At 72.4% G+C, this 26,264-nt stretch carries 18 protein-coding genes; 10 read left to right on the forward strand and 8 right to left on the reverse strand.

Annotated features, from left to right (window positions below; translation table 11 throughout):
• Nucleotides 1-200: 200 nt before the first annotated feature.
• From ACF059_RS15150 to ACF059_RS15170, 5 genes are read right to left on the reverse strand one after another with little or no spacing between them, the layout of a single operon-like run.
• Nucleotides 201-1,511 (reverse strand): DUF58 domain-containing protein, encoded by a 1,311-nt coding sequence (locus ACF059_RS15150; RefSeq protein ID WP_392056732.1) that lies wholly within the window; start codon nucleotides 1,509-1,511, stop codon nucleotides 201-203.
• Nucleotides 1,511-2,497: a MoxR family ATPase gene (locus ACF059_RS15155; protein ID WP_360905244.1), complete on the reverse strand. Its 987-nt coding sequence runs from the start codon at nucleotides 2,495-2,497 to the stop codon at nucleotides 1,511-1,513. Before ACF059_RS15155 ends, ACF059_RS15150 begins: the two co-directional genes overlap by 1 nt.
• Nucleotides 2,494-4,110 (reverse strand): DUF4350 domain-containing protein, encoded by a 1,617-nt coding sequence (locus ACF059_RS15160; protein WP_392056735.1) that lies wholly within the window; start codon nucleotides 4,108-4,110, stop codon nucleotides 2,494-2,496. Before ACF059_RS15160 ends, ACF059_RS15155 begins: the two co-directional genes overlap by 4 nt.
• Nucleotides 4,107-4,787: a DUF4129 domain-containing protein gene (locus ACF059_RS15165; protein WP_392056738.1), complete on the reverse strand. Its 681-nt coding sequence runs from the start codon at nucleotides 4,785-4,787 to the stop codon at nucleotides 4,107-4,109. Before ACF059_RS15165 ends, ACF059_RS15160 begins: the two co-directional genes overlap by 4 nt.
• Nucleotides 4,788-4,794: 7 nt before the next feature.
• A complete protein-coding gene (locus tag ACF059_RS15170; protein WP_392056741.1) occupies nucleotides 4,795-6,012 on the reverse strand; it encodes a hypothetical protein in 1,218 nt (405 codons plus the stop codon).
• Between the two features lie 234 nt (nucleotides 6,013-6,246).
• On the opposite strand from ACF059_RS15170, the gene mtrA reads away from it, so the two are divergent.
• From mtrA to ACF059_RS15200, 6 genes are all read left to right on the forward strand, one after another.
• Complete coding sequence (gene mtrA, locus ACF059_RS15175) at nucleotides 6,247-6,936, forward strand: two-component system response regulator MtrA (RefSeq protein ID WP_189747360.1); 690 nt, start codon at nucleotides 6,247-6,249, stop codon at nucleotides 6,934-6,936.
• Between the two features lies 1 nt (nucleotide 6,937).
• Complete coding sequence (gene mtrB / locus ACF059_RS15180; RefSeq protein ID WP_392056744.1) at nucleotides 6,938-8,890, forward strand: MtrAB system histidine kinase MtrB; 1,953 nt, start codon at nucleotides 6,938-6,940, stop codon at nucleotides 8,888-8,890.
• On the forward strand, nucleotides 8,874-10,772 hold the full coding sequence (locus ACF059_RS15185; protein ID WP_392056747.1) for an LpqB family beta-propeller domain-containing protein: 1,899 nt from the start codon (nucleotides 8,874-8,876) through the stop codon (nucleotides 10,770-10,772). Before mtrB ends, ACF059_RS15185 begins: the two co-directional genes overlap by 17 nt.
• A gap of 84 nt (nucleotides 10,773-10,856) precedes the next feature.
• Entirely contained in the window at nucleotides 10,857-11,675 is an 819-nt protein-coding gene (locus ACF059_RS15190) for a ComF family protein (RefSeq protein ID WP_392056750.1), read from the forward strand.
• A 296-nt stretch (nucleotides 11,676-11,971) separates the two neighbouring features.
• A complete protein-coding gene (gene hpf / locus ACF059_RS15195) occupies nucleotides 11,972-12,667 on the forward strand; it encodes a ribosome hibernation-promoting factor, HPF/YfiA family (RefSeq protein WP_360903215.1) in 696 nt (231 codons plus the stop codon).
• Between the two features lie 195 nt (nucleotides 12,668-12,862).
• Nucleotides 12,863-13,615: a response regulator transcription factor gene (locus tag ACF059_RS15200; protein ID WP_360903218.1), complete on the forward strand. Its 753-nt coding sequence runs from the start codon at nucleotides 12,863-12,865 to the stop codon at nucleotides 13,613-13,615.
• Nucleotides 13,616-13,619: 4 nt separating this feature from the next.
• On the opposite strand, the gene ACF059_RS15205 is transcribed toward ACF059_RS15200, so the two are convergent.
• Nucleotides 13,620-14,780 carry a winged helix-turn-helix domain-containing protein gene (locus ACF059_RS15205; RefSeq protein ID WP_392056753.1) on the reverse strand — a complete coding sequence of 387 codons (1,161 nt, stop codon included), beginning with the start codon at nucleotides 14,778-14,780 and terminating at the stop codon, nucleotides 13,620-13,622.
• Between the two features lie 65 nt (nucleotides 14,781-14,845).
• Entirely contained in the window at nucleotides 14,846-15,427 is a 582-nt protein-coding gene (locus ACF059_RS15210) for a GNAT family N-acetyltransferase (RefSeq protein ID WP_392056755.1), read from the reverse strand.
• Nucleotides 15,428-15,666: 239 nt separating this feature from the next.
• Here ACF059_RS15210 and secA point away from each other — a divergent pair, with 239 nt between their 5' ends.
• Nucleotides 15,667-18,477, forward strand: a complete 2,811-nt coding sequence (gene secA, locus ACF059_RS15215) for a preprotein translocase subunit SecA (RefSeq protein WP_366867514.1) — start codon at nucleotides 15,667-15,669, stop codon at nucleotides 18,475-18,477.
• 314 nt (nucleotides 18,478-18,791) lie between these two features.
• Here secA and ACF059_RS15220 read toward each other — a convergent pair whose 3' ends face one another.
• Nucleotides 18,792-19,238 (reverse strand): Rv3235 family protein, encoded by a 447-nt coding sequence (locus ACF059_RS15220; RefSeq protein ID WP_361949851.1) that lies wholly within the window; start codon nucleotides 19,236-19,238, stop codon nucleotides 18,792-18,794.
• A 301-nt stretch (nucleotides 19,239-19,539) separates the two neighbouring features.
• Here ACF059_RS15220 and ACF059_RS15225 point away from each other — a divergent pair, with 301 nt between their 5' ends.
• The 3 genes from ACF059_RS15225 to ACF059_RS15235 all read left to right on the forward strand — a co-directional run bounded on the left by ACF059_RS15225 (nucleotide 19,540) and on the right by ACF059_RS15235 (nucleotide 26,149).
• A complete protein-coding gene (locus ACF059_RS15225; RefSeq protein ID WP_361949854.1) occupies nucleotides 19,540-20,040 on the forward strand; it encodes a DUF6912 family protein in 501 nt (166 codons plus the stop codon).
• A gap of 74 nt (nucleotides 20,041-20,114) precedes the next feature.
• Entirely contained in the window at nucleotides 20,115-20,807 is a 693-nt protein-coding gene (locus ACF059_RS15230; protein ID WP_392056758.1) for an HAD family hydrolase, read from the forward strand.
• 377 nt (nucleotides 20,808-21,184) lie between these two features.
• Entirely contained in the window at nucleotides 21,185-26,149 is a 4,965-nt protein-coding gene (locus ACF059_RS15235; RefSeq protein ID WP_392056761.1) for an NAD-glutamate dehydrogenase, read from the forward strand.
• The last annotated feature ends 115 nt before the right edge of the window (nucleotides 26,150-26,264 follow it).

Raw genomic sequence — 26,264 nt, forward strand, 5'->3', positions numbered from 1 at the left:
GCTAAGCCTTTCAGCGCCGATGGTACTGCAGGGGGGACCCTGTGGGAGAGTAGGACGCCGCCGAACAATCATTGCGGAAGCCCCGCACCAGCCCCCTTTTCGGGGGGTTCGGTGCGGGGCTTTTCTGCGTTTACCGGCCGGGCCACCCCCCAGGTCCGGCCGGGCCGTGGTGACCCGGCGAAAACTGTGGCGGGGCGTACTCAGAGGCGGCCGGCGGCCTTGAGGGCGAGGTAGGCGTCGGCCAGGGCTGGGGCCAGGGCGTCCGGGGTCGCGTCGACCACGTGGACGCCGTGGCGGGTGAGCTGCTCGGCCGTGCGGCGGCGCTGGGCCTGGGACTGGGTGCCGGCCGCGGCTTCGTAGACCGCGTCCACGCTGCCCCGCGACTTTGTCATGTCCGTGACGTGCGGGTCGGCTACGGAGGCCAGCAGGACCGTGTGGCGCTTGGTCAGGCGTGGCAGGACCGGGAGCAGGCCCTCTTCGATGGGAGACGCGTCCAGGCTCGTCAGGAGCACCACCAGGGACCGGCGCGGTGCGTTGCGCAGGATGGTGGAGACCAGGGTGCGGGCGTCCGTCTCGACCAGTTCCGGTTCGAGGGGGGCCATCGCGTTCACGAAGGAGGGCAGGACGTCGGCGGCCGCGCGGGCCTGGACCTGGGCGCGGGGGCGGCGGTCGTGGGCCAGCAGGTCCACGCGGTCGCCGGCGCGGGTGGCCAGCGCGGCGAGGAGGAGGGCCGCGTCCATCGCGGAGTCCAGGCGGGGGGCGTCGCCGACGCGTCCCGCCGAGGTGCGGCCCGTGTCCAGGCAGATCAGGATGTGCCGGTCGCGTTCGGGGCGCCACGTACGGACCGCCACCTTGTGCTGGCGGGCGGTGGCGCGCCAGTCGATCGAGCGGGTGTCGTCGCCGGGGACGTAATCGCGCAGACTGTCGAACTCGGTGCCCTCGCCGCGGGTCAGGACGCTGGTACGGCCGTCCAGTTCGCGCAGGCGGGCCAGGCGCGAGGGGAGGTGCTTGCGGCTCGTGAAGGGCGGCAGGACGCGGACCGTCCAGGGCACGGTGTGGGTGCCCTGCCGGGCCAGCAGGCCGAGCGGGCCGTACGAGCGGATCGTGACGCGGTCGGCCGTGCGGTCGCCGCGGCGGGTGGGGAGCAGGCGGGTGGTGAGGCGGCGGCGTTCGCCCGCGGGGATCCGCACCTCGTGGCGGGACGCGGCCGCTTCCGTGCCGGGGAGCCAGCTGCTCGGGGGCCAGGCGTCGCGGACGCGGGCCCGCAACATGCGGCTGCCGGGGTTGGTGACGGTGAGGTGGACGTCCGCGGGCTCGCCGAGGCGGACCGAGGTGGCTCCCGAGCGGGTCAGGCCCAGGGAGCCGACCGGGGCCGCCAGGGCGTAGTCGACCGCGCAGGCCAGTGCGAGCGGGCCGTTGACCGCGAGCATCCCCGTCCAGCTCGGCTCCAGGATGCCGACGGGGATGCTGCCGAGGGCCGCGAGGAGCGCGGCGCGTCCGGTGAGGGCCATCAGCGCGGGACGGGGACGTGGGTGAGGATCGCCGCGATGACCGCGTCCGGGGTGACGCCTTCCATTTCGGCTTCCGGGCGCAGCTGGACGCGGTGGCGCAGGGTGGGCAGGGCCAGGGCCTTGACGTCGTCGGGGGTGACGTAGTCGCGGCCGGTCAGCCAGGCCCAGGCGCGGGAGGTGGCCAGCAGGGCGGTGGCGCCGCGGGGCGAGACGCCGAGGGTGAGCGAGGGCGATTCGCGGGTGGCGCGGCAGATGTCGACGACGTAGCCGGCGATCTCGGGGGAGACGGAGACCTTGGCGACGGCCTCGCGGGCGGCTTCGAGCTGGGCAGGGCCGGCCACCGGGCGGATGCCCGCGGCGTGCAGGTCGCGCGGGTTGAACCCGGCGGCGTGGCGGGTCAGGACGCCGATCTCGTCCTCGCGGGACGGGAGCGGGACGGTCAGCTTGAGCAGGAAGCGGTCCAGCTGGGCTTCCGGCAGGGGGTACGTGCCCTCGTACTCGACCGGGTTCATGGTGGCGGCGACCAGGAAGGGCTCCGGGAGGGCGCGCGGGGTGCCGTCGACGGTGACCTGGCGCTCCTCCATGGCTTCGAGGAGGGAGGACTGGGTCTTGGGCGGCGTCCGGTTGATCTCGTCCGCGAGGAGGAGGTTGGTGAAGACCGGGCCGTTCTGGAAGGAGAACTCGGCGGTGCGGGCGTCGTAGACCAGCGAACCCGTGACGTCGCTCGGCATCAGGTCCGGGGTGAACTGGACGCGCTTGGTGTCGAGTTCGAGGGAGGCGGCCAGGGCCCGCACGAGGAGGGTCTTCGCGACGCCGGGGACGCCTTCGAGGAGGACGTGGCCGCGGCACAGCAGCGCGACGACGAGACCGGTGACGGCGGAGTCCTGACCGACCACGGCCTTGCCGATCTCGGTGCGGAGCGCTTCGAGGGAAGCGCGGGCGCTGTCCGCGGTCACAGCCGTGGACTCGGTGGCCGGGTACGTCATGACGTACGGACCTCTCTTTCGAGGGCGTCGAGGTGGTCGGCGAGCGCGACGAGTGCCGCGTCGTCGGAAGGGGTGGGGCCGAAGAGCAGGGTCGTCAGGTCCCGGGACCCGTCCGGGAGTCGGGCGGATACCGCCGCGACGAGCGCGGCGGGGTCGTGGGCCTGGGTGTGCGGTACGCCGACCAGTGCGGCCAGGCGTTCGCGGGTGGCGGTGCGCAGCACGGTGGCGGCGCGGTCGCGGGCGCCGGCCTTGCGGTAGAGGCGGGCGCGGCCCTCGGTGGCCTCGGAGGCGCGGATGGCGACGGGGAGCCTCTCGGTGACGAGGGGGCCCAGTCGGCGGGCGCGCCAGAGGGCGGCGAGGGCGGCGGCGACGAAGAGCTGGAGCAGGGCCCAGGACCAGCCGGCCGGGATGAGGTCGAAGAGGCTCTTCTCCTCGGAGGGGCCGGTGCCGGGGTCGGAGTCCGCGGGGGAGGGCAGGTACCAGACGAGGTTCGGGCGGGAGCCGAGGAGTTGGAGGGCGAGGGAGGCGTTGCCCTGCTCGGCGAGGCTCTCGTTGAGGAGGATCGTCTCGGAGCCGAGGAGGACGGTGTCGCCGCCGGTTCCCGCTGGGAGGAGCAGCAGGGTGGGGTGGCCGCCGCTGGGGTAGCAGGCGGTGAGTGTCCCTGCGGGGGCTTTGGGTGGGGTTCCTGCCGGGGCTTTGGCTGAGGTTCCTGCCGGGGTTCCGGCGGGGGTTCCTGGCGCGGTGGTGGTGTAGCGGAGGCCGCCGCCGGTGGAGGCGCGGCCGGCGGAGGTGGCGGCGGGCAGGGTGCAGGCCGGGTCGAGGTCGTCGCTCGCGGCGTCGCCCTTCGTGCGGATGCCGGGGGCCAGGTCGGGGAGGCTGTGGGCGCTGGGGGCGAGGAGGACCGTGCGGCCGCCGGAGAGGTCGATGGCGGAGCGGATGGCGCTGCGCTGGGCGGTGCCGAGGCGGTCGGGCTCGGTGACGACGAGGGTGGTGCGGGGGCCGGCCGCGTCGGCGGCCTCGCGGGCGGTGGTGACGACGCGGGTGGTGACGCCGCGGGCCTTGAGGAGCTCGGCGACGGCGCGGCTGCCGGAGGGGTCGGCGGAGCGGGGGTCCAGGTGGCCGTGGCGGGTGCCGGAGTCCAGGGCGGCGAGGAGGATCGCGCCTGCGGCCAGGACGGCGAGGGTGGTGAGGGTGCGGCGGATGCGGCGCGTGCGGGTTGCTGCGCGGGCGGGTGCGGTGTCCTGCGGGGCCGGTGCGTCGGCGCGGGCGGCGGGTGCGGTGTCCTGCGGGGCCGGTGCGTCGGCGCGGGCGGCGGGTGCGGTGTCCTGCGGGGCCGGGTCGGAGTGGGGGCCGGTGCCGGCGGGGCCGGGCGCGCGCCGGGGCGTCTCCTCGGGCGCCGAACGTGACGAGGAGTCGGAGGGTGCGGCGGTGGTGTGTTCGGCGCCCTGCGGGGAGCGCCCCGGCACACACCCGGCCCCGCCGTCACCGGCCCGGCCGGGGTTCCGCGCGTGACCGGTGTCGTCGGCCCCGCCGCCGCCGACCGGGGTGGGGTTCTGCGCAGGCCTGGTCCCGTTGTCGCCATTGGGCGGGGTGGGGTCCTGGGGGCGGGTCATGGGGTGGGTCCCGTCAGGAGGGGCTTCGTGCGGTCCAGGGTGAGGTCGAGGGTGCGGAGGCGGGCGTAGGTGGTGGCGTCGGCCGGGCGGCCGCCGTAGGTGACGTCGTCGAAGGCGCGGGCGGCGGCGCGGAGGTCCGCGGCGTGGTCCGGGAGGCAGACGGCGGCTTCCGCGGCGGCCTCGTCGGCGGTGCGGCCCGGGCGCGGGTCGAGGAGGGTGCGTTCCTCCAGGGAGCGGACGACGGCGCGCATGCGTTCCTGGACCGCTTCGGTCCAGCGTTCCGCGGCGGCGTGGGCGTCGGCGGCGGCGCGGTGGTCGGCGGCGCTGCGGATGCCCTGGTCGAAGAGGGCGGCGGTGGCCAGGGCCGTGCGGCGGGGGGCGCCGAGGCGCCACCACAGGGCGGCGACGGCCAGGACGACGAGGAGGACGATGACGACGAGGCCGAGGGTGCCTCCGGGGGTCGCCCCGGAGGCCGCGCCGAACGCGTCGTCGAGCCAGTCGAAGAAGGCGCGCAGGGCGCGGTTGATCAGGCTCGGGTCGTTCTCGTGGTAGATCGGCTTGGACAGTTCGCGTTCGGCCGCCTCCCGGGCGGGTTCGCGCGGTGTCGTGACCGGTGGTGTCTCCGCGCCCGGCAGCAGCGCCGTGGCGCGGGTGATGAGGCCCCCCGTACTCATCATCGGTGTGTCAGCCTCCGGTCGTGCCGTAGTGGTCGAGGCCGGCCGCCCGGGCGAGCTCCAGGTCGAGGCCCTCGCGGCGGATGCGCTGGTCGACGTAGAGGAGCACGGTGACGCCGGCCTGCATCGGCATGACGATGGTCTGGGCGATGATCAGGCCGATGGCGCTGGTGATCAGTACGCCCCAGGAGGTCCCGCCCGTGCCGTTCAGGATGCCGTCGAAGCCGCCTCCGAAGGCGAGCGCGCCGCCCATCTGGAACGGGAAGACGATCACCCCGGCGACGAATCCGGTGATCACGGCGGTCAGGACCGTGATGCCGAAGATGCGCCACCAGGCGCCCTTGACCAGCTTCGAGGAGCGGGTGAAGGCCGTGATGACGGTGCTCTTCTCCAGCATCAGGGCGGGCGAGGCCAGGCTGAACTTGATCCCCAGCCAGGCGATGAGCGGCAGCCAGACGAAGAAGCCGAGGACGGCCAGGGGGATGTTCTCGGCGAGGAGGCCGGGAGCGATCAGGACCGCGCCGAGCAGGAGGGCGCCGAGGGCCGTCAGCAGGGTCACGCCGACGAGGCGCAGCAGCTGCGGCCGGGCGTCGCGCCAGGCGTCGGAGACCGAGGAGTCCCGGCCGAGGACCGCGCGGCTGAAGATCATGGTGAGCATCGCGGTGACCACGATGGTCCCCAGGAGCTGGATGAACTGGATCACCACGGACACCGACAGGGTGGCGCCGATGTCGTTGAGGAGCTCGTCGACGGTGGCGTCCTCGGGGGAGCTGAGGGCGAGGTCGCTCAGCATGTACTTCTGCACGAGCACGCTGATCAGCTGGACGACCGTGGCGACGACCAGGGTGATCGGCAGGACCGAGCGCCAGTGGGAGCGCATGGTGGCGACCGCGCCGTCGAGGATCTCGCCGAGGTCCATGGGGCGCAGCGGGATCACGCCGGGCTTGGCGGCGGGGGGCTTGCCCCACGGGGCGGGCCCGCCCGGATAGCCGTACAGGGTGCCGGGCTGCTGGCCCCAGCCGGTGCCCGGCTGGGGCTGGGGCTGCGTCCGCGGCGGCTCGGGGGTCGCGGAGCCCGGGCTGGACCACTGGCCGGGCGGCGGCTGCTCGGCGGACCACTTCGGCCCGCCGGCGGGCGGGGTGGACTGCGGGGCGCCGCCGTCGCCTCCCGGCCGCTCGCCGTCGGACGGAGAGGATCCGGGCGTAGCCCAGCCCGGAGAGTCGTTCATCGTCGCTCCTTCACGTGCGCCTGCTGCGGCGGGGGCGCTGGTCGCTGCCATCGTGCCACGTGGGGTCCACGGATGGACCAGCCGTCCCCCTGGATGCCCGGCAGGCCGTACCTTCAATTGTCACCCGGATCCGGGGGAGACTGGTCGGGCTGATCACCACGCAGGTTCGAGGGGCGATTTCCAGCCCTTTTGGCTGTGGGACAGCTCACCGCCAGGTAACGATTAGCTAATGGGATGATGTCAACCATGAAGGGACGCGTCCTTGTCGTCGACGACGACACCGCGCTGGCCGAGATGCTCGGCATTGTGCTGCGGGGAGAAGGTTTTGAGCCGTCGTTCGTAGCGGACGGCGACAAGGCACTTGCTGCCTTCCGGGAGGCGAAGCCGGACCTCGTGCTGCTCGACCTCATGCTGCCCGGACGGGACGGCATAGAGGTGTGCAGGCTGATCCGCGCGGAGTCCGGCGTACCGATCGTGATGCTCACCGCCAAGAGCGACACGGTCGACGTCGTCGTGGGCCTGGAGTCCGGGGCCGACGACTACATCGTCAAGCCGTTCAAGCCGAAGGAGCTGGTGGCCCGCATCCGGGCCCGTCTGCGCCGGTCGGAGGAGCCCGCCCCCGAGCAGCTGGCCATCGGTGACCTCGTCATCGACGTGGCCGGGCACTCGGTCAAGCGGGACGGCGCCTCCATCGCCCTGACCCCGCTCGAGTTCGACCTGCTGGTCGCCCTCGCGCGCAAGCCCTGGCAGGTGTTCACCCGCGAGGTGCTGCTGGAGCAGGTCTGGGGCTACCGGCACGCGGCGGACACCCGCCTGGTCAACGTGCACGTACAGCGCCTGCGCTCCAAGGTCGAGAAGGACCCGGAGCGCCCCGAGATCGTCGTGACGGTGCGCGGTGTCGGCTACAAGGCCGGACCCAGCTGACGTGCAGTCCGGCACGTCCGGCGGGGGCCGGCGCGGTTCCCGCTGGGGGAACCCGCGGGTCGCCCGGCTGCTCCAGGAGGGGGCACCCGGCGGCGCCGTGCTGCGGCTGTGCGTGCGTCTCGTACGCCGGCCGCTGCTTCCGGCTGTCCGGCTGTGGCGGCGCAACATCCAGCTGCGGGTGGTGGCCGCCACCCTGCTGATATCGCTGTCCGTGGTGCTCGCCCTCGGCTTCGTCGTCATCGCGCAGGTCAGCAAGGGCCTCCTCGACGCCAAGGAGGAGGCCGCGGAGAGCCAGGCCGCGGGCGGTTTCGCGGTCGCGCAGGAGAAGGCCAACACGCCGGCGACGGTGGACGGGCCCGACGCCAGCGACAACAAGGTCGGCCGGGACGCCAGTACCTGGATGAACTCCCTGGTCAAGCAGCTCGCCAGTGGCGGCCAGAGCGCCTTCGAGGTCGTCGCGCTCGGCGCCGGGAGCGGTGAGCAGGCGGCGACCGGCACGCAGGGCGTCAAGGGCGCCCGCGCCTCCGGCAACGTGGACCCGACCGCGAGCGTCCCGCTGTCGCTGCGCCGGGCGGTCGACCACGCCACCGGGGCCTTCAAGACCTTCTCGCAGATCCGGTACACGAGCGGCGCCGAGCAGAAGGAACCCGAGCCGGCGCTGGTCGTGGGCAAGCGGCTCACCGACATCAACGGGGACCCGTACGACCTGTACTACCTCTTCCCGCTGACCCAGGAGGAGGAGTCCCTCAACCTGGTCAAGGTCACCATCGCCACGGCCGGCGTGTTCGTGGTCGTGCTGCTCGGCGCCATCGCCTGGCTCGTGGTGCGCCAGGTCGTCACTCCGGTCCGGATGGCCGCCGGGATCGCCGAGCGGCTCTCGGCCGGGCGGCTCCAGGAGCGGATGAAGGTCACCGGCGAGGACGACATCGCCCGGTTGGGCGAGGCCTTCAACAAGATGGCGCAGAACCTCCAGCTCAAGATCCAGCAGCTGGAGGACCTGTCCCGGCTGCAGCGCCGGTTCGTCTCGGACGTCTCGCACGAGCTGCGGACCCCCCTCACGACGGTCCGGATGGCCGCCGACGTCATCCACGACGCCCGGGTCGACTTCGACCCCGTCACCGCCCGCTCCGCCGAACTCCTGGCCGGGCAGCTCGACCGGTTCGAGTCGCTGCTCGCCGACCTGCTGGAGATCAGCCGGTTTGACGCGGGCGCCGCCGCCCTGGAGGCGGAGCCGGTGGACCTGCGCGACGTCGTACGCCGGGTCATCGAGGGCGCCGAGCCGCTCGCCGAGCACAAGGGCACCCGGATCCGGGTCCTCGGCGACACCCAGCCCGTGATCGCCGAGGCCGACGCGCGGCGCGTCGAGCGGGTGCTGCGCAACCTGGTCGTCAACGCCGTGGAGCACGGCGAGGGCCGCGACGTCGTGGTGCGGCTCGCCTCCGCGGGCGGGGCCGTCGCCGTGGCCGTACGGGACTACGGCGTCGGGCTCAAGCCCGGCGAGGCCACCCGCGTCTTCAACCGCTTCTGGCGGGCCGACCCGGCGCGGGCCCGCACCACGGGCGGGACGGGCCTGGGCCTGTCCATCGCCGTGGAGGACGCCCGGCTGCACGGCGGCTGGCTCCAGGCGTGGGGCGAGCCGGGCGGCGGCTCGCAGTTCCGCCTGACCCTGCCGCGCACGGCCGACGAGCCGCTGAGGGGCTCGCCCATCCCGCTGGAGCCCGAGGACTCCCGGGCCAACCGGGCCAGGGCCGCCGCCGAGGCCGCGGGCGGCGCGAAGGACCGTACGGCCCCCGAGGCGGGGGACCGCTCGTCGATACCGCCGCGCTCGCCGGTCGCCGGAGCGGTGCCCGTGCCCGCCGATCCGACCGCCCTGCCGGGGAACGGGGCCCGGGTCGTGGCCCGGCCGGCCGAGCAGGCACAACAGGAGGACCGAAGCGATGCCGATGGACGCTGAGCCCGCGAGCCGGGGGGCGGGGGGCGCGCGGTCGCCACGCGCGCGGGCACGGGGCCTGCGGCTGCGCACCGTACGGGCGTACGCGTTCGGGGCGGCCGGGCTGCTGCTGGCCGGCTGCGCCTCCATGCCCGACCACGGCGAGATCCGCCCGCTGGGGGCCTCGCAGGGCGTCGACTCCCAGGTCCGCGTCTTCGGCGTACCGCCCGCCGACAAGGCCAGCGCGGCCGAGATCGTCGACGGCTTCCTGGAGGCGATGACCAGCGACGACCCGCAGCTGGAGACCGCCCGCAAATACCTCACCGAGGAGGCGGCGAAGAGCTGGAAGCCCGGCTCCGCCGTCACCGTCCTGTCGGCCGGCCTCGACCGGGCCCAGGTCCGCGGCGAGAAGGACCCCGAGCGGCCCCGCTGGAAGGTGACCGGCAAGAAGCTCGCGACCGTGGACGAGCGCAGCGCCTACCAGCCCGAGACCAGCGGCGGACAGTACGAGGAGTACCTCCAGCTCGTCCAGAACGAAGAGAAGCAGTGGCGGATCTCGACCCCGCCCACCGGTCTCGTGCTCAGCGAGTCGGACTTCCAGCGCATCTACATGCCGGTGAACAAGTACTACTTCGCGGGCGGCACGCTCGTCGCCGACCCCGTCTACGTGCGCCAGCGCACCGACCCGGACTCGCGGATGGACCCGACCACGCAGACCGTGCAGTCGCTGCTGGCCGGACCGTCGAGGTGGCTCGGCCCGGTCGTGGAGTCCAGCTTCCCCACCGGGACGGAACTGCGCGAGGGCACCAAGTCCCTTTCGTACGACGGCCAGAACACGCTGCGCGTGCCGCTCAACGAGAAGGCCGACAACGTCGCTCAGCCGCAGTGCAAGAAGATGGCGACCCAACTGCTCTACACCGTCAAGGACCTGACGGGTTCCCGGCTCGACCAGGTCGAACTGCTGCGCTCCGACGGCAAGTCGTCCTCGCTGTGCTCGGTGACCGAGGTGAGCGCGGCCGCGATAGCGGGCCGCCCCAAGATCCCCGACTACCAGTACTTCGTCAACGACGAGAAGCGACTCGTCCGGATGAAGCTGGACACCAGCAGCCAGGACCAGCAGAGCCGGCCCGAGCTGGTGCCGGGGCCGCTCGCCGCCAACGCCCCCTTCAAGGTCAGCTCGGCGGCCGTGACCTACGACGAGCGGCGCGCGGCCGTGGTCTCCGAGGACGGGCACTCCCTGTACGTCCTGCCGCTGGTGGGCGGCGGGGCCATGCCCCCGCCGGTGTACGTGGGCAAGGGCGGCAAGACGGACACCCTGACCCCGCCCAGCTGGGACGCCGCGGGCGACCTGTGGATCGCGGACCGCGACCCGCAGCGCCTGGGGCTGTGGCGGGTGCCGGCCGGGGCCGGCACGGCCGAGAAGGTGCAGGTGGCAGGCCTGGACGGCGGGCGGATCACCTCGCTGAAGGCCTCTCCCGACGGGGTGCGGATCGCGCTGCTCGTGGAGCGGGGCAGCCGCACGAACCTGTACGTGGGCCGGATCGAACGGCCCGACGGCAAGGGGGACTCCTCCGCGGTGTCGGTGCGCGAGCTGCGCCCGGCGGCCCCGCAGATGGCGGAGGTGACGGCGATGAGCTGGGCGCCGCGCGGCCGGCTGCTCGTGGTGGGCCGGGAGAGCGGCGGGGTCCAGCAGGCGCGCTACATGCTGGCGGACGGCTCGATGGTCGCGGCGAGCCTGCCGGGGGCCGCGGGGCTGAGCGCGGTGGCGGTCGCGGCCTCGGAGGACGAGGCCAAGCCGAAGCCGGTGGTCGCGTACTCGAAGGAGGACGGGATCGTGTGGCTGCCGCCGGGGGCGCAGTGGCGCACGGTGGCGGCGGGCGGCCAGGCTCCGGTGTACCCGGGCTGACCCGGCCGTCGGCCCTGCCGGCCTCGTGTGCGCGCGTTGTCCACAGGGGTGGCGGGGCGCGGTCCGGCCCGTCAGGGTGGAGCCATGCGGGGGTGGTGGCGGGAGCTCGCCGGGCTGGTCCTGCCGGTGGACTGCGCCGGCTGCGGCGCGCTGCGGGTGCTGGCGTGCGCGGGCTGCCGCGCCGCGCTGAGTGGCGCCGGTGCGGGGCCGGTGCGGCCGTCGCCGTGCCCGGAGGGGCTGCCGGTGGTGGCGGCCGCCGCCGTCTACGAAGGGGCCGTACGGGCCCTCCTGCTGGCGCACAAGGAGCGCGGGGCACTGCCCCTGGCCGGGGCGCTGGGCGGGGCCCTGGCGGCGGCTGTGGTGGCGGGAGGGGTCCTCGGGGCGCGCGGTGTGCCTGCGGCGCCCGGTGCGTCCGGTGCGCCTGCTGTGCCCGGGTCGGCCCGCGCGGGGTCCGGGCGGGCCGACGTGGTCCTGGTGCCCGTGCCCTCGGCGGCGCGGCAGGTGCGGGCGCGCGGGCACGACCCCGCGCGCAGGATCGCGCTGGCCGCGGCGGGGCGGCTGCGCCGGGCCGGTGTCCCCGCGCGCGTGGCGCCCGTACTGCGGCTGCGGCGGGCGGTGGCGGACCAGGCGGGGCTCGGGGCCCGGCAGCGCCGGGAGAACCTCGCGGGGGCGCTGGTGGTGCGCGGGGACGGGGCGCGGCTGACCGCCGGAGCCCGGATCGTGCTCGTGGACGACGTGATCACCACCGGGGCGACGCTGGCGGAAGCCGCCCGGGCGGTGCGTGCCGCGGGCCTGGCCGGGGGTGCCGACGGGCGCTCGGGCGAGGTGCTGCGGGCGGCCGTGGTGGCCGCTCCCGCAGACTCCTTCGGGGCCGCCAACTTCGCTCGGGCGAAAAACCAGTGAATAGATTTGGAACTGGGAGGGAAGGCCCATCGTTGCAGGTTGTAAGAGGGAACAGTCGACAGACCGGAAGTATGTTCCGGTAGCGGGTGCCGACAACCGTCATAGAGGGATATGTTCGGTTGTAAGGAACTCAGGAGGCCGTCTCTCGACTCCGAAATCGGTGGGGTTGCGATCTTGCCGATGGGGGAGGAGGAGGTGAAGTCGCCAAGTCCGAGGCTCCGGCCTTCACCGGAGTCTGGTGCGAAAGGGAGACGCTTCGCCCCGTCGGGCGGAGCTATCCGGGAACGGAGTTCTGCGTGGACATCGTCGTCAAGGGCCGCAAGACCGAAGTGCCCGAGCGGTTCCGCAAGCACGTGGCTGAGAAGCTGAATCCAGAGCGGATCCAGAAGCTCGACGCCAAGGTGATCAGCTTGGACGTCGAGGTGTCCAAGGAGCACAACCCGCGTCAGGCCGACCGTTCCGACCGCGTGGAGATCACCCTGCATTCGCGGGGCCCGGTGATCCGGGCCGAGGCCGCCGCCGCCGACCCGTACGCGGCGCTGGACCTGGCTCAGGACAAGCTGGAGGCCCGGCTGCGCAAGCAGCACGACAAGCGCTACACCCGCCGCGGCAGCGGCCGGCTCTCGGCGGCCGAGGTCGCCGATGTCGTGCCGGGCGTCGCGTCGCTGAACGGCAGCGGCCAGCCGGTCACCGAGGAGAAGGCGAACGGGGTCCCGATCACCCGGATCGGATCCCTCGAGGTCCAGGGCGAAGGCCCCCTCATCGTTCGCGAGAAGACCCACTCGGCCGCCCCCATGTCGCTCGACCAGGCGCTGTACGAGATGGAACTGGTCGGCCACGACTTCTATCTGTTCGTCGACTCCGAGACGAAGTTGCCCAGCGTCGTCTACCGACGCCACGCCTATGACTACGGAGTCATCCACGTGAACCCGGACGGTGCCTCCAGCTCGGAGGAGCCGCGAGGCGGCGCCGGGGGTGCGCTCGGCGGCTGAGCAACCCGTTTCTCCGCCCCTGCGGGGTGCGCCCAGGCGCCTCCGCAGGGGCACCTGTATGGACGGGTATGCGCCAGCCGGGCCCCTCGCTTCCCCCCGCGCCCCGGTGCGGGCATGGAATCATGGCGGGCAGTCAACCGGTGGCGGTGCGTGACCGGTTGGCCCAGCAGCTCAGCACATGCAGGGGGAGGAACGATGGCGGACAGCTTCGGGCCGGTGCGCGGGGAGGACGGCGCGGGCTGCCGTCCGGCGGACCGTGAGGCGCAGGCCGCCGGGTCGCCGGCCGGGGAGCCCATCCGGGTGCTCGTGGTCGACGACCACGCGCTCTTCCGCCGCGGACTGGAGATCGTCCTCGCGCAGGAGGAGGACATCCAGGTCGTCGGCGAGGCGGGGGACGGCGCGGAGGCCGTGGACAAGGCGGCCGACCTGCTGCCGGACATCGTGCTGATGGACGTGCGGATGCCCCGGCGCGGAGGGATCGAGGCGTGCACCTCGATCAAGGAGGTGGCCCCCTCCGCGAAGATCATCATGCTGACGATCAGCGACGAGGAGGCGGACCTCTACGACGCGATCAAGGCGGGCGCGACCGGGTACCTGCTGAAGGAGATCTCGACCGACGAGGTGGCCACGGCGATCCGGGCGGTGGCGGACGGCCAGTCGCAGATCAGCCCGTCGATGGCGTCGAAGCTGCTCACCGAGTTCAAGTCGATGATCCAACGGACCGACGAGCGGCGGCTGGTGCCGGCGCCGAGGCTCACGGACCGGGAGCTGGAAGTCCTGAAGCTGGTGGCCACGGGCATGAACAACCGTGACATCGCCAAGGAGTTGTTCATCTCCGAGAACACCGTGAAGAACCACGTCCGCAACATCCTGGAGAAGCTGCAGCTGCACTCCAGGATGGAGGCCGTGGTCTACGCGATGCGGGAGAAGATCCTCGAAATCCGCTGACGCGTCACAGCGCGGCGAGTTCCGCCGTGACGGCCTCCGCCTGCGCGGGGGTGGCGGCGCGCTCCACGCGGACCGCGTCGCAGCCCACCCACTCCGCGGCCTCCCGCAGGGCCTGCGCCATCGGGGCGGCGGCCTTCGGGGAGGTCAGCGAGAGCTGCCGGGCGACCAGCGTGCGGCCCTCGCGGGCCGGGTCGACCCGGCCCTGGAGCAGGCCGCCCGCCAGCAGCGGCATCGCGAAGTACCCGTGTATCCGCTTCGGCTTGGGGACGTACGCCTCCAGCCGGTGCGTGAAGCCGAAGATCCGCTCCGTGCGCGGGCGGTCCCACACCAGGGAGTCGAAGGGCGAGAGCAGCGTCGTGCGGTGGCGGCCCCTGGGGGGCGTCGCGAGCGCTGACGGGTCGGCCCAGGCGGGCTTCGACCAGCCCTCCACCTCGACCGGGACCAGCCCGGAGTCCGCGATCACCGCGTCGAACTGGTCCCCCTTGAGGCGGTGGTAGTCCGCGATGTCGGCGCGGGTGCCGACGCCCAGGGACCGGCCGGCCAGCGCGACCAGGCGGCGCAGGCACTCGTGGTCGTCCAGGTCGTCATGGAGCAGCGCGTCGGGCACGGCCCGCTCGGGCAGGTCGTAGACCCGCTTCCAGCCGCGGCGCTCGCTGCACACCACCTCGCCGGTGTCCAGGAGCCACTCGACCGCGATCTTGGTCTCGGACCACTCGAACCACTCGCCGCCGTTCTTGGCGCCGCCCAGCTCGGTGGAGGTCAGCGGCCCGTCGGCCTTCAGCCGGTCCAGGACCGCCCGCGTCGAGCGCTCCTTGTCCTGGAGGACGTGCCAGCGGTGGCCGCGCGCCCGGTTGGCCCGGCGGCGGAAGGCGAAATGCGGCCATTCCTCGATGGGGAGGATGCAGGCCGCGTGCGACCAGTACTCGAAGGCGTGACGGTCGGACCAGTACGCCTTCTCCACCGTGTCGCGGCCCACCGCGCCCAGGCGTGCGTACGGGATCAGCTCGTGCGAGCGGGCCAGGACCGAGATGGTGTCCAGCTGCACGGCGCCCAGGTGGCGCAGCACTCCGCGGACGCCGCCGCGGCGGTCGGGCGCCCCCAGGAAGCCCTGCGCGCGCAGGGCGATCCGGCGGGCCTCGTCGGCGGACAGCGAGAGCGAAGTCATGCTGCGCAGCCTAGGCGGCGCCACTGACAGCGGGCGGGCCAGGCCGCCCCACTGCACTGGGCAGGCTAGGCCGCGTCACCGGTGGCGGGCAGGTACGGGATGCGGGCGGGCAGCCCGAGGTCGCCGGGGAGCAGGGAGCCGACCCAGCAGTCCCGCGAAGTGCCGCTCTGCTCGATGCCGGCCCGCAGGAGCCCCTCGACCCGGAAACCGGCCCTCTCGGCCACCGCGCGCGAGGCCGCGTTGCCCACCTCGGCGCGCCACTCCAGCCGTACGACGCCCAGCTCGGTGAAGACCCAGTGGGCGACGGCCCGCACGGCCTCGGTCATGTAGCCCTTGCCGCGGTGTTCCTTCACCGCCCAGTAGCCGACCTCGTAGCTGCTCGGGCCGTGGACGTGCACGCCGATCGCCGCGACGAGCGGGCCCTCGGCCCCCAGCCGTACGGCGAAGGGGTGGGCCGTGCCGTCGCGCCAGCCGTTCGGCACGATCTCGTTCACGAAGGAGTGGGCGTGTTCGCGCTCGTACGGGGAGGGGACCATGGTCCAGCGCTGGATGTCGGGGTCCTGGGCGGCCGCGTAGACCTCGTCCTCGTCGGAGGGGACGAAGGGGCGCAGTACGAGGCGCTCGGTGGTGAGTGTGGTGGGCTCCATGAACGGATTCTGCTGTCGCGGAGGCCTTCAGGGCGAACAGTTTTCGGGAATCTGCCCGGGGATGCGGCACCTTCGGCGTCCCCCGTACGTTCTCAATCCGGGCAGCCGTGCCCCCAGGGGAACGGCGGACCTCCCGACGCGGCCACGTCCTCGCTTACGATGGCCGTTGCGGTGGGTCCCACCTGCCGTGCCCGTGTACGTACAGTGCTCAGGCCCGACCGGCAAGGAGACAAACCTCGGTGTCCGTCTTCAACAAGCTCATGCGTGCAGGCGAAGGCAAGATCCTGCGCAAACTGCACCGCATCGCGGACCAGGTCAACTCCATCGAAGAGGACTTCGTCAACCTCTCCGACGCCGAGTTGCGGGCGCTCACTGACGAGTACAAGCAGCGCTACCAGGACGGCGAGAGCCTGGACGACCTGCTGCCCGAGGCGTTCGCGACCGTCCGCGAGGCCGCCAAGCGCGTCCTGGGCCAGCGTCACTACGACGTCCAGATCATGGGTGGCGCGGCGCTGCACCTCGGCTACGTGGCCGAGATGAAGACCGGTGAGGGCAAGACCCTCGTCGGCACGCTGCCCGCCTACCTGAACGCGCTGTCCGGCAAGGGCGTCCACCTGATCACGGTGAACGACTACCTCGCCGAGCGCGACTCCGAGCTGATGGGCCGGGTGCACAAGTTCCTCGGCCTGGAGGTCGGCTGCATCCTGGCGAACATGTCGCCGGCGCAGCGCCGCGAGCAGTACAACTGCGACATCACCTACGGCACGAACAACGAGTTCGGCTTCGACTACCTGCGCGACAACATGGCGTGGTCCCGGGACGAGCTCGTCCAGCGCGGCCACAACTTCGCCGTGGTCGACGAGGTCGACTCGATCCTCGTCGACGAGGCCCGCACCCCGCTGATCATCTCCGGCCCCGCCGACCAGGCCACGAAGTGGTACGGCGACTTCGCGAAGCTGGTGACCCGCCTGACCAAGGGCGAGCCCGGCCAGCCGCTGAAGGGCATCGAGGAGACCGGCGACTACGAGGTCGACGAGAAGAAGCGCACCGTCGCCATCCACGAGTCCGGTGTCGCCAAGGTCGAGGACTGGCTCGGCATCGACAACCTCTACGAGTCGGTGAACACCCCGCTCGTCGGTTACCTGAACAACGCGATCAAGGCCAAGGAGCTGTTCAAGGCCGACAAGGACTACGTCGTCATCGACGGCGAGGTCATGATCGTCGACGAGCACACCGGCCGTATCCTCGCCGGCCGCCGCTACAACGAGGGCATGCACCAGGCGATCGAGGCGAAGGAAGGGGTGGACATCAAGGACGAGAACCAGACCCTCGCCACGATCACCCTCCAGAACTTCTTCCGCCTGTACTCGAAGCTGTCGGGCATGACCGGTACGGCCATGACCGAGGCCGCCGAGTTCCACCAGATCTACAAGCTCGGCGTCGTCCCGATCCCGACCAACCGCGACATGGTCCGCAAGGACCAGCCGGACCTGATCTACCGCACCGAGGTCGCGAAGTTCGCCGCCGTCGTCGACGACATCGCGGAGAAGCACGAGAAGGGCCAGCCGATCCTCGTCGGTACGACGTCGGTCGAGAAGTCCGAGTACCTCTCCCAGCAGCTCTCCAAGCGCGGCATCCCGCACGAGGTGCTGAACGCGAAGCAGCACGACCGCGAAGCGCAGATCGTCGCCCAGGCCGGCCGCCGCGGCGCCGTCACCGTGGCCACGAACATGGCCGGCCGCGGTACCGACATCAAGCTCGGCGGCAACCCGGACGACCTCGCCGAGGCCGAACTGCGCCAGCGCGGTCTGGACCCGGAGGAGCACATCGAGGAGTGGGCGCACGCCCTTCCCGAGGCGCTGGAGCGGGCCGAGGCGGCCGTCAAGGCCGAGTTCGAAGAGGTCAAGGAGCTCGGCGGGCTGTACGTGCTGGGCACCGAGCGCCACGAGTCGCGCCGTATCGACAACCAGCTGCGCGGCCGCTCCGGCCGACAGGGCGACCCGGGCGAGTCCCGCTTCTACCTGTCGCTGGGCGACGACCTGATGCGCCTGTTCAAGGCGCAGATGGTCGAGCGGGTCATGGCCATGGCCAACGTGCCGGACGACGTGCCGATCGAGAACAAGATGGTGACGCGCGCGATCGCGTCGGCCCAGTCGCAGGTCGAGACCCAGAACTTCGAGACCCGCAAGAACGTCCTGAAGTACGACGAGGTCCTCAACAACCAGCGTGAGGTCATCTACGGCGAGCGCCGCCGCGTCCTGGAGGGCGAGGACCTGCAGGAGCAGGTGCGCCACATGATGGACGACACCATCGACGCGTACATCGCGGCCGAGACGGTCGAGGGCTTCGCCGAGGAGTGGGACCTGGAGCGGCTGTGGAGCGCCTTCCGGCAGCTCTACCCGGTGAAGGTCACCATCGAGGAGCTGGAGGAGGCCGCGGGCGACCGGGCGGGCATCACCGCCGAGTTCATCGCGGAGTCCATCAAGGACGACATCCACGAGCAGTACGCGGAGCGCGAGAAGGCGCTCGGCTCCGACATCATGCGCGAGCTGGAGCGGCGCGTGGTCCTGTCGGTGCTCGACCGCAAGTGGCGCGAGCACCTGTACGAGATGGACTACCTGCAGGAGGGCATCGGCCTGCGGGCGATGGCCCAGAAGGACCCGCTGGTCGAGTACCAGCGCGAGGGCTTCGACATGTTCAACGCCATGCAGGACGGCATCAAGGAGGAGTCCGTCGGCTACCTGTTCAACCTGGAGGTCCAGGTCGAGCAGCAGGTCGAGGAGCTTCCGGTGCAGGACGCGGCGCCGTCCCTGACCAAGGAGTCGGCCGTGGCCACCGCCACGCGTCCGGAGATCCGGGCGAAGGGGCTGGACGCTCCGCAGCGGCCGGACCGCCTGCACTTCTCGGCGCCGACGGTGGACGGGGAGGGCGGGGTCATCGAGGGTGACTTCGAGTCCGAGGGCGCCGGTGCGGACGGCGACGGCATGACGCGGGCGGAGCGCCGCAAGGCGCAGAAGGCCGCCGGTGGTGGGCGCCGCCGCAAGAAGTAGCCCCCGCTGGGGGTGATCGACCATCGGCCGGGGCCGGACACCGTACGCGGGGTCCGGCCCCGGCCGCGTGGTGTGTGGGGGCGGGTGCGGGGCCGTCGCCGTCGCCGGGGGCCCTGCCCCCGGACCCCCGCGCCTCAAACGCCGGCGGGGCTGGAGGTGGCGGCGGGGCCGGATGGCGTGGCAGGGGTGGGGAGGGCCGGGCCACAAGATCGGGGCTCCGCCCCGGACCCCGCGCCTCAAACGCCGGCGGGGCTGGATTGGGCGGCGGGGCTGGATGGGGCGGTCCCGCTGGGTGGTGCTCAGGGGCTGGAGCGTCATGGGCGGGGGCCCTGGATTTCTACCGCCGCGCAGCGCCAGCGGAGGTCTGGGCCCTGTTCCAGGCGGAAGGCCATCGCCGTCAGGCGGTCGCCCGTGGCGATGCGGGCGAAGGCCTCGATGACTCCCGGGCCGGGGGTGAAGCGGCCGCACTGGCGGATGACCGGGCGGAGGCGGTGGCCCAGGGGGTCCTCGGGGGCCAGGGTGACCAGCTGCTGGTAGGCGGGGCCCACGGTGTGGCCGAGGAGCGAGTGGACCGGGCGCCGGCCGCTGACCACCGCCAGGAGGCGTTCGGCGAACCAGTGATGCGGGCCCAGCCGCAGGGCGCGCGGGGGTCCCGCGGGACGCCTCGGGTCGCGCCGCCCGGCAGGGCGGGTCCGGGGTCGGTCGGCGGGCCGGCGACGGCTCCCGTCGTTGCCGATCGTGCCGCGCGTCGTGGTGTCCATCGCGATCTTCCCCCGAACAGGCCGGGCCCGGCGGGTACCGGGCGGTAACTTGATGGGGATCTTCTACGGCCGCCGCACACGCTCCGCAACCGCGCCCGCGCCCCGCCCGGCCGCCCTCGCGGTTCACCTATCCGAGTGCCCGCCGCCCCGCCCACGGCCCCGGCCGGTCCGCCGTCGCGTACCGGGGTGGACGCCCGCGCGGCGCCGCCCCGCACCCCGATCGGGTACGCCGAGCGTCACCCGGCCGGCCGCGTGCGGGTCGTATCCTGGGGGCGTTTCCGACTACCGAAAGCAGCCGGCCATGCGCGTGTACGTCCCCCTGACCCTCCCCGGGCTCGCCGAGGTGCACAAGGCGGGTGAGCTGGGCCCCGCCCCGCTGCGTGCGTACGGCGTGACGCCCGGGCTGCGCGAGTGGTACGTGTCGGACGACATCGAGGAGCTGGAGTACGCGGCCCTGAGCCGCGCCGCCCTCGCCTCCCTGCGGCTGCTCGCCGCGGACGCGAGCGCGCCGCGCCGGCGCGTGGTCGTCGCCCTCGACGTGGACGACAAGGCCGTCACCGCCACCCCCGGCGTCGACGAGGACACCCTCGGCCAGGTGAGCCTGGGGGCGGCCGTGCGCCTCGCCGTGGCCGCCGCCGTGCACGTGGACGCCGATGACGCCGAGGAGGACGTCGCCGCCGCCGCGCGGGCCCTCGACGCGGCCGACGGCGGGGACGCGGACGCGCAGTTCGTCGTCGACGGAGCCGATGACCACGAGCTGCTGTGGTTCGGCGTGCAGGAGATTCCGGGGCTGCTGAAGTGACGGAGAGAGTGACGGAGGGAGGGACGGAAGCGATCGCCGTGAGCGTGGTGACTGAGGTGACTGAGGTGACCGCAGTGACCGCAGTGACCGAGGTGGCCGTCGTCGCGAGTCCGCCGCACATCGTCTGGGACTGGAACGGCACGCTGCTCCACGACATCGACGCCGTCATCACCGCGACCAACGCCTCCTTCGCCGAGCTCGGCTTCGCGCCGATCACGCTGGAGACCTACCGCGACATGTACGTCGTCCCGGTGCCGAAGTTCTACGAGCGCCTGATGGGGCGCCTGCCCACCGAGGACGAGTGGCTGGTCATGGACGAGACCTTCCACCGGCACTACTGGGCCGCCGCCGAGGACGCCGGGCTCGCCGAGGGCGCCCGCCAGCTGCTGCACGACTGGCAGGCGGACGGGCTCACCCAGTCCCTGCTGTCCCTCGCGCCCCACGACAGGCTCGTGCCCCTCGTACGGGCCCACGGCATCGACCGGCACTTCCTGCGCGTCGACGGGCGGGTCGGCCCCTCCCACACCTCCAAGGCGGGGCACCTCGTACGTCACCTGGCCGCCCTGGACGGGACGGGGGTGACGGCAGAGCGTACGGTCCTCATCGGAGACGCCGTGGACGACGCCCTCGCCGCCGCCCACGTCGGGGCCCGGGCCGTCCTCTACACGGGTGGTTCGCACAGCCGTAGCAGTCTCGAATCAGCCGGGGTGCCTGTCGTGGACACCCTGGCCGAGGCCGTACGGACAGCTCGCGAGCTGTCCGAATAGGTACTGGACAGGGCCCCTGCACGCCCGGCCGGTCGCGTCGCTGGCCAGAGTGTCAAAGTTCCACCCCAAGATTTGTACGGATGCGGTGAATGACGACTTGGGGGTAGGTCGAGATAGCCTTGTACCCGTGATCAGCGCGATAGTCATCGGGGGCACTGGAGCCTCCGGCCTGCGCCCGGCGCGCGAGCGCGCCCGGGCCTTCGCTGATTTCCGCTGCCGGGACCTCCCACCGAACGTGGCTGATTCCTTCCCGGCCGCCGCTCTCGACGGCATAGCGTCGATCTCGTTTAAGGACGGACCTCCCGCCTCGCGGCGGCGCTCCGTCATTCCTTCCTTCACCTACGTCACGCAATGGCGCGCGACAGGAGCCAGAGGACATGCAGACCAAGCTGGACGAAGCAAAGGCCGAGCTGCTCGCACGGGCGGCCCGGGTAGCTGAGCACAGCCCGGCCGGGGGGCTACTTCCGACTGGGTCCGAGCAGGGAGAGCGTCCGGACCGGGACACGGTGCTCGCCTACCTCCAGCGCTACTACCTGCACACGGCGCCAGAGGACCTCCTGGACCGCGACCCGGTCGACGTGTTCGGAGCCGCGCTCTCGCACTACCGGCTCGCCGAGAACCGTCCGCAGGGCACCGCGAACGTCCGCGTGCACACCCCGACCGTCGAGGAGAACGGCTGGACCTCCAGCCACTCCGTCGTCGAGGTGGTCACCGACGACATGCCCTTCCTCGTGGACTCCGTGACGAACGAGCTGTCCCGGCAGGGACGCGGCATCCACGTCGTGATCCACCCGCAGGTCGTCGTCCGCCGTGACGTCACCGGCAAGCTGATCGAGATCCTCGGCCCCGACTGCGACGCGCACGGCCCCCGCACCGCGCGCCCCCACGACTCCCTCGTCGAGTCCTGGATCCACGTCGAGATGGACCGCGAGACCGACCGCGCCGACCTCAAGCAGATCACCGTCGACCTGCTGCGCGTCCTGTCCGACGTACGCGAGTCCGTCGAGGACTGGGAGAAGATGCGCGACTGCGCGCTGCGCATCGCCGACGGCCTGGCCGAGGAGCCCACCGCCCCCGACCTGCGCGAGTACGAGCTCGAAGAGGCGCGCGAGCTGCTGCGCTGGCTCGCCGACGACCACTTCACCTTCCTCGGCTACCGCGAGTACAACCTCGTCGACGGCGACTCCCTGGCCGCCGTGCCCGGCACCGGCCTCGGCATCCTGCGCTCCGACCCGCACCACAGCGGCAAGGACGACGGCCACCCCGTCTCGCCGTCCTTCAACCGGCTGCCGGCCGACGCCCGCGCCAAGGCCCGCGAGCACCGCCTGCTGGTGCTGACCAAGGCCAACAGCCGCTCCACCGTGCACCGCCCCTCGTACCTCGACTACGTGGGCGTCAAGAAGTTCGACGCCGACGGCAACGTCGTCGGCGAGCGCCGCTTCCTCGGCCTGTTCTCCTCCGCCGCCTACACCGAGTCGGTGCGCCGCGTCCCCGTCATCCGCCGCAAGGTCGTCGAGGTCCTCGAAGGCGCCGGCTTCGCGCCGCACAGCCACGACGGCCGTGACCTGCTGCAGATCCTGGAGACCTACCCGCGCGACGAGCTGTTCCAGACCCCGGTCGACCAGCTCCAGGCCATCGTCACCTCCGTCCTGTACCTCCAGGAGCGCCGCCGGCTGCGGCTGTACCTGCGCCAGGACGAGTACGGGCGCTACTACTCGGCCCTCGTCTACCTGCCGCGCGACCGCTTCACCACCGGCGTCCGGCTGCGGCTGATGGACATCCTGAAGGAGGAGCTCGGCGGCACCAGCGTCGACTTCACCGCCTGGAACACCGAGTCGATCCTCTCCCGCATCCACTTCGTGGTCCGCGTCCCGCAGGGCACCGAGCTGCCCGCGCTCACCGACTCCGACGTCGAGCGTCTGGAGACCCGCCTGGTCGAGGCCGCCCGCTCCTGGGCCGACGGCTTCCAGGAGGCGCTGATCGCCGAGTGCGGCGAGGAGCGCGCCGCCGAGCTGCTGCGCCGCTACGGCAGCTCCTTCCCCGAGGGCTACAAGGCCGACCACTCGCCGCGCGCCGCCGTCGCCGACCTGGTCCACCTGGAGCGCCTGGCCGCCAGCGACCGCCAGTTCGCGCTCTCGCTGTACGAGCCGGTCGGCGCGGGCCCCGGCGAGCGCCGGTTCAAGATCTTCCGCACCGGTGAGCAGGTCTCGCTCTCCGCGGTCCTGCCGGTGCTGCAGCGCCTCGGCGTCGAGGTCACCGACGAGCGCCCGTACGAGCTGCGCCGCTCCGACCGCGTCAGCGCCTGGATCTACGACTTCGGCCTGCGGATGCCGCTGCCCACCGGCGGCGACACCGCGGCCTCCTCCGGCTACCTGGGCGACGACGCCCGCGAGCGCTTCCAGGACGCCTTCGCGGCGGTCTGGCAGGGCGACGCGGAGAACGACAACTTCAACGCCCTGGTGCTGAGCGCCGGTCTCACCTGGCGCCAGGCCGTCGTCCTGCGCGCGTACGCCAAGTACCTGCGCCAGGCCGGCTCCACCTTCAGCCAGGACTACATGGAGGACACCCTCCGCAACAACGTCCACACCACCCGGCTGCTGGTCTCGCTCTTCGAGGCCCGGATGTCGCCCGGCCGCCAGGCCGCCGGCAGCGAGCTCGTGGACGCCATGCTGGAGGAGCTCGACGGGGCCCTGGACCAGGTCGCCTCGCTCGACGAGGACCGCATCCTGCGGGCCTTCCTCACCCTCATCAAGGCCACCCTGCGCACCAACTTCTTCCAGCTGAACGACGCGGGCGAGCAGCACGCGTACGTGTCGATGAAGTTCGACCCGCAGGCCATCCCCGAACTCCCGGCGCCGCGCCCGGCCTTCGAGATCTGGGTGTACTCCCCGCGCGTCGAGGGCGTCCACCTGCGCTTCGGCAAGGTCGCCCGAGGCGGCCTGCGCTGGTCCGACCGCCGCGAGGACTTCCGTACGGAGATCCTCGGCCTGGTCAAGGCGCAGATGGTCAAGAACACCGTCATCGTGCCGGTCGGCGCCAAGGGCGGCTTCGTCGCCAAGAACCTGCCGGACCCGTCGGTGGACCGCGACGCGTGGCTGGCCGAGGGCATCGCCGCGTACAAGATCTTCATCTCGGCGCTGCTCGACATCACCGACAACATGGTGGCCGGCGAGGTCGTACCGCCCAAGGGCGTGGTCCGCCACGACGAGGACGACACCTACCTCGTCGTCGCCGCCGACAAGGGCACCGCGACCTTCTCCGACATCGCCAACGGGGTCGCCGAGGCCTACGGCTTCTGGCTCGGCGACGCCTTCGCCTCGGGCGGCAGCGCCGGCTACGACCACAAGGGCATGGGCATCACCGCCCGCGGCGCGTGGGAGTCCGTCAAGCGGCACTTCCGCGAGCTCGGCCACGACACCCAGAGCCAGGACTTCACCGTCGTCGGCGTCGGTGACATGTCCGGCGACGTCTTCGGCAACGGCATGCTGCTCTCCGAGCACATCCGACTGGTCGCGGCATTCGACCACCGGCACATCTTCCTCGACCCGAACCCGGACGCGTCCAGCTCGTACGCCGAGCGCCGCCGGCTCTTCGAGCTGCCGCGCTCCTCGTGGGCCGACTACGACGCCTCGCTGATCTCGGCGGGCGGCGGCATCCACCCCCGTTCCGCGAAGGCCGTCCCGATCACCGCGCAGGTCCGCGCGGCCCTCGGCATCGAGGCGGGCGTCACCAAGATGACCCCGGCCGAGCTCATGCAGGCCATCCTGCGGTCCCCCGTGGACCTGCTGTGGAACGGCGGCATCGGTACGTACGTCAAGGCCACGGCCGAGACGCACGCCGACGTCGGTGACAAGGCCAACGACGCCATCCGCGTCAACGGCTCCGAGGTCCGCGCCAAGGTCATCGGCGAGGGCGGCAACCTGGGCCTGACCCAGCTCGGCCGGATCGAGTTCGCCCGCTACGGCGGCAAGGTCAACACCGACGCCATCGACAACAGCGCGGGCGTGGACACCTCCGACCACGAGGTGAACATCAAGATCCTGCTCAACGCGGTCGTCGCCGACGGGGACATGACCGTCAAGCAGCGCAACAAGCTGCTCGCCCAGATGACCGACGAGGTCGGCTCGCTGGTGCTGCGCAACAACTACGCGCAGAACACCGCGCTCGCCAACGGCTCGGCCCAGGCTCCGAGCCTGCTCCACGCCCAGCAGCGCTTCATGCGCCGCCTGGAGAGCGAGGGGCTGCTCAACCGCGAGCTGGAGTTCCTGCCCACCGACCGGCAGATCCGCGAGCTGCTCAACAGCGGCAAGGGCCTGACTCAGCCGGAGCTGGCCGTCCTCTTCGCCTACACCAAGATCACGGTGGCGGAGGAGCTCATCCACACCGGGCTGCCGGACGACCCGTACCTGCGCCGCCTGCTCCACGCGTACTTCCCGGTCGCCCTGCTCCAGAAGTTCCCGGAGCAGATCGACGCGCACGCGCTGCGCCGCGAGATCATCACCACGGTCCTGGTCAACGACACCGTCAACACCGGCGGTTCGACTTTCCTGCACCGCCTGCGCGAGGAGACGGGGGCCTCCACGGAGGAGATCGTCCGCGCGCAGCTCGCGGCCCGCGAGATCTTCGGCCTGGCCGAGGTGTGGGACGCCGTGGAGGCGCTCGACAACAAGGTCGCCGCCGACGTCCAGACCCGGGTGCGGCTGCACTCGCGGCGCCTGGTCGAGCGCGGTACCCGCTGGCTGCTGAACAACCGGCCGCAGCCGCTCCAGATCACCGAGACCATCGCCTTCTTCCAGGCGCGGGTGGGCCAGGTCTGGGACGAGCTGCCGAAGCTGGTGCGCGGCGCGGACCTGGAGTGGTACCGGTCGATCATGGACGAGCTGACCGGTGAGGGCGTGCCGGAGGAACTGGCGGCCAAGGTGGCCGGCTTCTCCTCCGCCTTCCCGACGCTGGACGTCGTCGCCATCGCAGACCGCCTCGGCGTGAACCCGCTGGACGTCGCCGAGGTGTACTACGACCTCGCCGACCGCCTCGACATCACCCAGCTGATGGACCGCATCATCGAACTGCCGCGGGCCGACCGCTGGCAGTCGATGGCCCGTGCGTCGATCCGCGAGGACCTGTTCGCGGCGCATGCGGCGCTGACCGCCGATGTGCTGTCGGTGGGCAACGGCAGCTCGACTCCCGAGGAGCGCTTCAAGGCGTGGGAGGAGAAGAACGCGGCGATCATCGGGCGGGCGCGGACGACTCTGGACGAGATCCGGGGGTCGGACGACTTCGACCTGGCGAACCTTTCGGTGGCGATGCGGACGATGCGGAGTCTGCTGCGCGCGCATAGCTGAGCCGTGGTGCCTGAACGGGCCGGGCCCGGAGCCTTTGGGGTTCCGGGCCCGGCCCGTTGCCGTTGCCGTTGCCGTCGCGTGTGCGGTGCGGCGCCGTTGCCGGGGGCGCTGCCCC

The organism is Streptomyces sp. NPDC016562 (assembly GCF_043076955.1).
In the GTDB taxonomy this organism is placed as follows: Bacteria; Actinomycetota; Actinomycetes; order Streptomycetales; family Streptomycetaceae; genus Streptomyces.

Coding starts and splice junctions, on each gene's coding strand:
- ACF059_RS15150 (WP_392056732.1), bottom strand. CDS start 1,511: ATGGCCCTCACCGGACGCGCCGCGCTCCTCGCGGCCCTCGGCAGCATC.
- ACF059_RS15155 (WP_360905244.1), bottom strand. CDS start 2,497: ATGACGTACCCGGCCACCGAGTCCACGGCTGTGACCGCGGACAGCGCC.
- ACF059_RS15160 (WP_392056735.1), bottom strand. CDS start 4,110: ATGACCCGCCCCCAGGACCCCACCCCGCCCAATGGCGACAACGGGACC.
- ACF059_RS15165 (WP_392056738.1), bottom strand. CDS start 4,787: ATGATGAGTACGGGGGGCCTCATCACCCGCGCCACGGCGCTGCTGCCG.
- ACF059_RS15170 (WP_392056741.1), bottom strand. CDS start 6,012: ATGAACGACTCTCCGGGCTGGGCTACGCCCGGATCCTCTCCGTCCGAC.
- mtrA (WP_189747360.1), top strand. CDS start 6,247: ATGATGTCAACCATGAAGGGACGCGTCCTTGTCGTCGACGACGACACC.
- ACF059_RS15185 (WP_392056747.1), top strand. CDS start 8,874: ATGCCGATGGACGCTGAGCCCGCGAGCCGGGGGGCGGGGGGCGCGCGG.
- ACF059_RS15190 (WP_392056750.1), top strand. CDS start 10,857: ATGCGGGGGTGGTGGCGGGAGCTCGCCGGGCTGGTCCTGCCGGTGGAC.
- ACF059_RS15200 (WP_360903218.1), top strand. CDS start 12,863: ATGGCGGACAGCTTCGGGCCGGTGCGCGGGGAGGACGGCGCGGGCTGC.
- ACF059_RS15205 (WP_392056753.1), bottom strand. CDS start 14,780: ATGACTTCGCTCTCGCTGTCCGCCGACGAGGCCCGCCGGATCGCCCTG.
- ACF059_RS15210 (WP_392056755.1), bottom strand. CDS start 15,427: ATGGAGCCCACCACACTCACCACCGAGCGCCTCGTACTGCGCCCCTTC.
- ACF059_RS15220 (WP_361949851.1), bottom strand. CDS start 19,238: ATGGACACCACGACGCGCGGCACGATCGGCAACGACGGGAGCCGTCGC.
- ACF059_RS15225 (WP_361949854.1), top strand. CDS start 19,540: ATGCGCGTGTACGTCCCCCTGACCCTCCCCGGGCTCGCCGAGGTGCAC.
- ACF059_RS15235 (WP_392056761.1), top strand. CDS start 21,185: ATGCAGACCAAGCTGGACGAAGCAAAGGCCGAGCTGCTCGCACGGGCG.